The sequence below is a fragment of the Xanthovirga aplysinae genome (genome assembly GCF_009711365.1).
GTDB lineage: Bacteria > Bacteroidota > Bacteroidia > Cytophagales > Cyclobacteriaceae > Xanthovirga > Xanthovirga aplysinae.
This window is the reverse complement of record NZ_SMMB01001108.1, coordinates 1-8,357: the sequence shown is the minus strand read 5'-3', so window position 1 is coordinate 8,357 and position 8,357 is coordinate 1. Positions and strand designations below refer to the sequence as shown.

The following is an 8,357-nucleotide window of genomic DNA, read 5'->3' as shown; positions in this document are numbered from 1 at the left end:
TAATTATAAAATTATGTCACAAGATATTTTTGGAATTCAAGCAGCTTTAAAATCGCTTGGGATTAAAGATCTGCACCAGGGAGCATCTACGGGTATGGAATGGATTAAAACTTCCGGGGATGTAATTTCCTCCTATTCTCCCGTGGATGGCTTACTAATTGGAAAAGTAAATGCTGCAAAGCAGGATACTTACGATGCCGTAGTTAATATTGCCAACCAAGCTTTTTCCCAATGGCGACAAATTCCTGCTCCTAAACGTGGAGAGATAGTACGGCAAGTTGGAGATCGGTTAAGAGGAAAAAAAGAAGCATTGGGAAAACTAGTTTCCTATGAGATGGGGAAATCACTTCAAGAAGGTTTAGGTGAAGTTCAGGAAATGATCGATATATGTGATTTTGCAGTTGGCCTTTCCCGCCAGTTACACGGATTTACCATGCATTCGGAGCGCCCGCAACACAGAATGTATGAGCAATACCATCCCATAGGAATTGTCGGAATCATTTCTGCTTTTAATTTCCCTGTAGCTGTTTGGTCATGGAATGCTATGATCGCCCTCATATGCGGAGATGTTTGCATTTGGAAACCTTCAGAAAAAACCCCTATGAGTGCCATAGCATGCCAGCAAATCTTATCCGAAGTTCTAAAAGAAAATAATATCCCCGAGGGAGTAAGCAACTTATTAATTGGGGATTTCCGGATTGGAGAATTAATGTCCCATGACCCACGTCTATCCTTAATTTCTGCTACGGGCTCTACCCGAATGGGGAAAAAGGTAGGCGCCGCTGTGGGAGCACGCCTTGGAAGGGCTTTGCTAGAATTGGGTGGAAATAATGCCATTATTATCTCAGAAACCGCTGATCTGAAAATGACCATTATTGGGGCGGTTTTTGGGGCAATAGGTACAGCTGGCCAGCGATGTACCTCCACTCGACGGCTAATCATTCATGAAAGGATTTATGAAGATGTAAAATCACGTTTAAAAGAGGCCTACAATCAGTTGAAAATAGGAAGTCCCCTTGACCCTGCCAATCATGTTGGGCCTTTAATTGATCAAAATGCTGTAGAACTATACCTTAAGGCCATCGTGCAGGTGAAAAAAGAAGGGGGTAAAGCAGTAGTGGAAGGCGGAGTTTTAAACGGAAAAGGCTTTCAATCTGCTTGTTATGTAAAACCAGCCATTTATGAAGCAGAAAATTCATTTGAGATAGTACAAGCAGAAACTTTTGCTCCCATCTTATACCTCATGAAATATACCACCATTGAGGAAGCCATATTTATCCAAAATAACGTACCACAAGGTTTATCATCAGCAATTATGACTTCTAATCTGAGAGAATCGGAATTATTTCTTTCCCATATGGGCTCCGACTGTGGAATTGCTAATGTGAACATTGGAACTTCAGGAGCCGAAATTGGTGGTGCTTTTGGAGGCGAAAAAGAAACCGGAGGAGGGAGAGAATCAGGTTCTGATGCCTGGAAATATTATATGAGAAGACAGACCAACACCATAAATTATGGTACGGATTTACCTTTGGCTCAGGGAATACAATTTGGTTTTTAACAATTTACTCCTTAGAAAAGGATAAAAGTTCATGAAATATATTTTATTTTACTTGAAGAAGGTGGAAATATTTTTAACTTTATAAACCTTGCTTTTCCTTTTATAGGCTTTGTGTTCTTTTTGATTTAAAGTAAATTTAAGCAATAGGCCATTTGCTCAAATGAGTAAAAGCAAATAGGGGATTAAGAAGAGCTTTTTCACGGTGTATTATTAATCAATAGAGACCCCACAAAAAAAATCTCCAAAGCAGGCGAAAAACATGTTTAAATTTATATTTTTAAGCGCTCAAAGTCTGGTTTGGAACTTTATTAAACTTATAACTCCCGTTGAAAACTTAATAGTGCCGCATTCAGTGTTTCATTAATCTGTTTTCAGGCCAGCCTAAAGTAAAAAAAGCTCAAAAAAGAAATTCGCCACAATCGGGATTAAGTTCTGGTTTTACGGAATCAGTTGGACTCAGAATAACCTTTTGAGAAAAGGCCAAATGCATGGACAGCAATAGGATCGTTAAGTAATAGAAAATATCAAAAATAAAAATGGCAGAAAAGAAAGCTAAAAAATATTACACCGTAATGTTAGTGGATGATAATGAGATAGATAACCTCATTAATCAGAAAATGATTGAAGCTTCAAACATCGCTGAACATATTTTCATTCATACTGGAGCCATGAGTGCTATTGAGTTTTTAAAAAACCTAGAAAAATTGGGAGAAGCTTCTTTGAGTTCTTTGCCTGATGTAATATTCCTGGATATTGATATGCCTCTCATGGATGGTTTTCGCTTTTTAGATGAATTCGGGAAATTAACCGACCTAACTCGAAATAAATGCAGGGTAGTGATGCTAACTTCATCCCTAAATCCTCAGGACGTCAACCGCTCCAAAAAATACGAATATGTGAAAAAGTACATCAACAAACCTTTAACACAGGATAGTCTTGAAAAGCTAGATGTTTGATGTCATTTTTTTTCCAAGATTGGATGCCGGTAATATATTGTGGGCTCCCTTAGCCAACATTTCCCTGATAAAGGGAAAAATTCAAGCTCTTATGATTTAGGGTGATCAAAAAAAGCATTTCATCAAATGATTGATGAAATGCTTAATTATAAAGGAAGAGGTTGTCTCAATTTTAGGGCAACCTCTTTTTTTTAGATTAAAGGTCTTTCTAACAACCTAAACCATCATACTCTTGTAATTATATTGATGACTACAATTTCTTGAATTTAGATGATCAACTGGCGACTTTTTGTTCTCTACTTAATCGTACTAAAAACCTTTCATCCATTTTAATGTATTTGGTAGGAGTAAAACCACCTTCCTTCATGAATTGAAACCTATCCGACAGATCTTTAATTTTTTCATACTTATGCCTTTTAGCATCGCTAAGAGAAATCTTCATTATTTTAGTAAACAACAGAATGTGTTCACAATTTTCTTTTCCTAGAATCCGAATTTGTCGTTGTATACTATTGATAAGCTGATTAAAAAGATCGAAATCATTCATCATACAGTATTGTAGGGCTAAAATCACCTTAATTTCCAATTGGGCAAGTGGATATTTTTTTAAGCTAATCTCATTTAGAAGATTATTGAGCCACCGAGCAGCCTCATTAAACCTATCTGCATAATAGCAAGAAATAGCGCGATAGGTTATATATGAGATATGTTTGGGTATATCACTGTCATCAGATGCATAATTGAAAAATAAGGCCTCATTTTCCTTATACAGGGTTGCCTCGGTTTGCGTTCTCAAGGCCCTTTTTAATTTTGACAATAAAAATTGTGCTGGATAAGTAAATAGGCTGTAATTAGTTAAAAGACTAGAAGCGGATTCATTGACATCTTCAAAATATTTTTCAGCTTTCCGAAAAACTTTATAATGGTTATAATATTCCAACTTCAAAAACTCATAAACCAGCTCCAAATGATAATAAATTGTGTCTAGATGATAGGAGTTTAGTACCCTCTCAACCTTATTTAAAAGGTCCTCAACAGGTTCCTGCTCATCAGAGACTACCTCCTCCTTCTCAACAAAAAGTCGATGAAAAATACTCATGCAACTTTGATACACATAAAGTCTGTGTGAATCGTACAAACTGCAAATATTTTTCATTTCATTGTTAAAGAGCGTCAAGGCCAGCCTATCCGTTTCATCTCCGGACAGAGAGAATTCTCCATATTTTTTAAAATACTCGGCTAAATGATTCTCAGCCTTATCTACTGCAAGGGTATAAGCGACATGGCGGTTATAAAGCTGGGAATAATTAAAATATTCTGGCGAATTTATATGTAATTTTTTCAGGAACTTATAAACAATAGTTAATTCATTAGAAAGGTCGTAATCAATCAACTCCTTTTCAAGCTTTTTGAGGGTTGCAACGGCAATAGCTTTCTTTTTGGTGAAAATAATCTCATTAATATTGGCAACCTTTTTCAGAATATCCGTCCTGGGGTTTTCCATTTGTTGCAATAAATATTCCTCAATCTTTTGGTTGAGCCTTGAACGTAGCGTATAATAAGCATTGGTGTTTACATCCAATTCTATCATGATCTTACTATCCGATAACTGCTTTTCACGCATGGATTTTAACAAATAGGCTGATTTTTCCGCATTACTTTCAATTAAGGAGTTATGTATAGCCTGATAATCTTCAGTAGACAATTGTTTAATAATATTCTTTAATTTAGCCATAAAGTTCTACCCTTAAATGATTTAACTGATTATTCTCTTAAGTTGGAAAGGCATAAATCCTATAATTACCACTTTTAATTTTACTATTTTTTCACTGAATTATAATATCCTATTTTTTTTAGAAAAAATAAAGTTTTTAATCTTTTAGTTTCTTTTTTTTCTAAAACTAGTTTGGTTTTTATCTTAAAATAATAGAGAAATAATACCAAATCAATTTATCTTTTCCCCGTTTATTGAATAACAATTTTGGGTTTAAAAAGAAACCTTTCCTTATTTCTATATAACTGGTAAACTTTAGCTTCAAATATAACTTTTTTCAAATAAAATGTTTAAACATTGTTTATTTCAAAAAGAAAAAGCAAAACCAGTGAAAACCCTGACTGTAAAATTCCCCTACTTTTTAAAATTCAAGACTTTTAATTACTGATCCTTTTAGCCTACCTAAAGCATAAAGTGTATTCTAAGACAAATTACTGAAATGAGGAGAAGGTGAAAATAACCTAAGATTCTACCCGATCTATTTATTATTATAAGTAGTAGTATTGATAAAAGAATAAACGACCGTTTAAAATAACCTACAGGAATCACTAATGTAAGCGAATTATTCCCTTTATCTTATTGCTTTGGGTATTAGGTTTCAATAAATTGGCCCTCCGAATCGTTCCCTACCTTAGTGGAAAGATCAATTATGTGAGATCTTGATAAACCAAAAAAATTTTATTGATTCACCTCTACTTTTTTATTTCTATTTTAGACAAACTCCCCGAGGGGAGTATTTTTAACTTGATTACTTATGTTAGGAGTACTAGGTGGTGTTGGTCCTGCAGCTGGATCCGACCTATTTAAAAAGATTATCGAAGAGACCAAGGCCTATTCTGATCAGGAGCATTTACCGGTAGCTCTATATTCCTTACCAGGTAGAATTGAGGATAGAACAGGGTTCCTGGAAGGAGAAGTGAAGGTGAATCCTGGAATTGAAATGGCCAGGATTTGTATGGAAATGGAAAAGGCTGGAGTTACTACTTTGGGCATTCCATGTAATACAGCACACTCACCCAAGATATTTGATAAAATTAAGGAACAATTAAGAAATGAGGCCAGTCAATTGAAGGTGATTCACTTGATTGAAGAAAATATTTCCTTTCTTAAAAACCTCTTTCAACCCCAAACAAAAATAGGCGTACTGAGCACGAATGGCACGTATGAACAAAAATTATATCAAATTAAGATTGAGGAGGCGGGCTTTCAATGCATTTTACCAAAAGAAGATTTACAGCGGGATTTAGTCCACAATGCCATCTACCATTATTCTTATGGAATTAAATCCACAGGAGCCAAAATCACCGAATTGGCAAGAGCTCAATTACACCACGTTATGGATCTTATGAAAGAGCAACAAGTAGAAGGCATTATTTTAGGCTGTACGGAATTACCCCTTGCATTGACTACTTCTGAATACCGTAACATCCTGTTGATTGATGCCACAAGAGTTCTTGCTCGTGCTTTGATAAGGGAGTATGACCCAACAAAATTAAAGCCCTTTGGATAAAAATTAAGAGTTGAATATATTATTCAACTCTTCCACCATTTTCCTACACCCATTTTCCTTAGAAAAACTCTTTTTATGGGAAGGACAACTTCCAGAACCTTAATTTTAAAAGCGGCATATTCTCCAGCATGACCTTTTCTTTTTATATATTTAAAAAAACCTAAACAGGTACCCCATTTAACTTTTTACCTTTCCTAAAGAAATTATCAAATCATATCAACATCATTCGCCGATTTTATTATATTTTTATTTTCCACAAATCCTAAAAAATAAAATTGAATAAAATTTACCTATTCCTAGTATTCTCTCTGCTGCTTTTTTCTTGTAACCAGAAGAAAAATATCAGAAAATCAGGAATCTGTTTATCCTTTGATGACAGGTCCGTTCAGGAATGGTTTGAGCTCCGAACACTTTTTCAAAAGTATAATGCAAGAGCTACATTTTTCATTACTCAATTTGACTCATTAAATGAAAGTGATATCAATAAATTAAGGCAACTCAAACAAGAAGGCAACGAAATTGGCTTTCATGGTGCACTCCATGTAGTTTCGGAATATTACATTAAAGAAAATTCCTACCATACTTATTTAGAAAATGAAATTTTTGCCGGAATGGAGGCAATGTCCAAAGCAGGTCTACCACCTAGTTCATTTGCCTATCCTTATGGCAGTAAGTACTGGTTTACAGATTTTCTACTGTTAAGATATTTTAAAGTTCTAAGGACAGTTTCCCCACTAAAACAAGGTGAAAATATATCAGAATTAGATGAAATATTTTTCAATTTTGATGGAAAAAAATCACTAGGTTCCGTGGGAATGGATTTGGGAAGTAAACTATCTAAAGAAATGGTGCGACAAGCAATAAAAAGAGCAGTTTTAAACCAGGAAGTTGTTATGCTACATGGTCATTTTCCTTCCAAGGGTCCTGCAAAAGAACCATACCAATTTGATATTGAATTTTTAGAATTTATCCTGAATACCGCAGACGAGAATGGTTTGAAATTTTATCGATTTAGTGATTTAATAGAAGATTAAACTTTTTGGTTAATCCATTTTAGAATAGTTGCAATCGTTCCCAATTTTTATTTTCTTGGTGCACCATCGCAATTTCAAACTAATTGTTAAGGAGTAATTTACCAACCGACAATAATGTCTGTTTCCTATTTTTGAGTTAAGCATTCAGCCAATGAAATTTGAAAATTCCAGAGCATTTGCTCGTCAATTGGATCAGCAGGATCCTCTAAAAAAATACCGACAAAGATTTTTTATCCCCCAAGTTAATGGGAAAGAATCCATTTATTTTTGTGGCAATTCTTTGGGACTGCAACCTCAATCAACACAGCAATATGTGGAAGAAGAATTAAAGTCCTGGAGGGAATTGGGTGTTGAAGGACACTTTCAAGGAAAAAATCCCTGGTTTCATTATCATAAATTATTTAAAAAAGGATTAGCTGAGGTGGTTGGAGCCAAAGAAGAAGAGGTGGTGGCAATGAATAACTTAACATCCAATATTCATTTCCTCATGGTCTCTTTTTACAGCCCTAATAATCAACGATTTAAAATAATTACCGAAGAAGGTAATTTTCCTTCGGACCAATATGCCCTGGAGTCCCAGGTAAAATTCCATGGCTTCGATCCAGAAAAAGCCATTATTGAACTAAAACCCCGTACCGGAGAGCATAAATTGCGTACTGAGGATATTTTGGAGGCCGTCCAAAAACATGCTGATGAATTGGCTTTGGTCTTCATGAGTGGGGTTCAATATTATTCTGGTCAATTTTTTAACCTGAAGACTATTACTCAAGCTGCTCATAAAGTAGGGGCATATGCAGGATTTGATTTAGCACATGCCGTGGGAAACGTCCCTTTAGCCTTGCATGATTGGGAGGTGGATTTTGCTGCTTGGTGTACCTACAAATACTTAAACTCAGGCCCTGGAAGTGTTGGTGGAGCATTTGTTCATCAAAAGCATGCAAATAGACCTGAACTACCAAGATTTGCTGGCTGGTGGGGATATGATGAAGAGAAGCGTTTCCAAATGGAGAAAGGCTTTATCCCCATGCAGGGAGCTGATGGTTGGCAATTAAGTAATTGTAATGTATTACCAATGGCTGCCCACAAAGCTGCTTTAGAGATTTTTCAAGAAGTGGGAATGAAAGCCCTTCGTGATAAGAGTTTAATGCTTACGGCCTTTCTTGACTTTTTAATAGAAGAATTAAATAAAAGAACGGATTTATTTGAGGTGCTTACTCCATCTAATCCAAAAGAAAGAGGGTGTCAATTGTCACTCTCGGCCCGGGAAAAAGGAAAAGAGCTTTTTGACCAATTGACTGAATCTGGGGTTATTGCAGATTGGAGGGAGCCAAATGTTATTCGTGTTGCCCCAACTCCACTTTACAATTCCTTTGAAGAGGTTTACGATTTTGTAGAAATTTTGGAAAAAAGTTATTCCCTTCTCATAAAAACAATGGAAAAGCCCGAAGAGCATGAAAAATAAGAAGGCCGAAAAAATAATATAAATGAAAAAGTCATTTCAAGCAGAAAACAAGGGAAAGCA

The 8,357-nt window shown here is 35.5% G+C and carries 6 protein-coding genes; 5 read left to right on the top strand and 1 reads right to left on the bottom strand.

Translation table 11 applies throughout. The annotated features are described in order from the left end of the window. Positions 1 to 13 precede the first annotated feature (13 nt). A complete protein-coding gene (gene amaB / locus E1171_RS13120; RefSeq protein WP_155206463.1) occupies positions 14 to 1,561 on the top strand; it encodes an L-piperidine-6-carboxylate dehydrogenase in 1,548 nt (515 codons plus the stop codon). Between the two features lie 536 nt (positions 1,562 to 2,097). Then, complete coding sequence (locus tag E1171_RS13115; protein ID WP_155206462.1) at positions 2,098 to 2,517, top strand: response regulator; 420 nt, start codon at positions 2,098 to 2,100, stop codon at positions 2,515 to 2,517. A 274-nt stretch (positions 2,518 to 2,791) separates the two neighbouring features. On the opposite strand, the gene E1171_RS13110 is transcribed toward E1171_RS13115, so the two are convergent. Then, positions 2,792 to 4,252, bottom strand: coding sequence for a hypothetical protein (locus E1171_RS13110; RefSeq protein WP_155206461.1), 1,461 nt, complete (start codon positions 4,250 to 4,252; stop codon positions 2,792 to 2,794). Between the two features lie 793 nt (positions 4,253 to 5,045). Here E1171_RS13110 and E1171_RS13105 point away from each other — a divergent pair. The 3 genes from E1171_RS13105 (at position 5,046) to kynU (ending at position 8,297) form a co-directional block, all read left to right on the top strand. Next, on the top strand, positions 5,046 to 5,801 hold the full coding sequence (locus E1171_RS13105; RefSeq protein ID WP_155206460.1) for an aspartate/glutamate racemase family protein: 756 nt from the start codon (positions 5,046 to 5,048) through the stop codon (positions 5,799 to 5,801). Between the two features lie 275 nt (positions 5,802 to 6,076). Next, positions 6,077 to 6,835, top strand: a complete 759-nt coding sequence (locus E1171_RS13100; RefSeq protein WP_155206459.1) for a polysaccharide deacetylase family protein — start codon at positions 6,077 to 6,079, stop codon at positions 6,833 to 6,835. Positions 6,836 to 6,986: 151 nt separating this feature from the next. Next, positions 6,987 to 8,297: a kynureninase gene (kynU, locus tag E1171_RS13095; protein ID WP_155206458.1), complete on the top strand. Its 1,311-nt coding sequence runs from the start codon at positions 6,987 to 6,989 to the stop codon at positions 8,295 to 8,297. Positions 8,298 to 8,357: the final 60 nt, after the last annotated feature.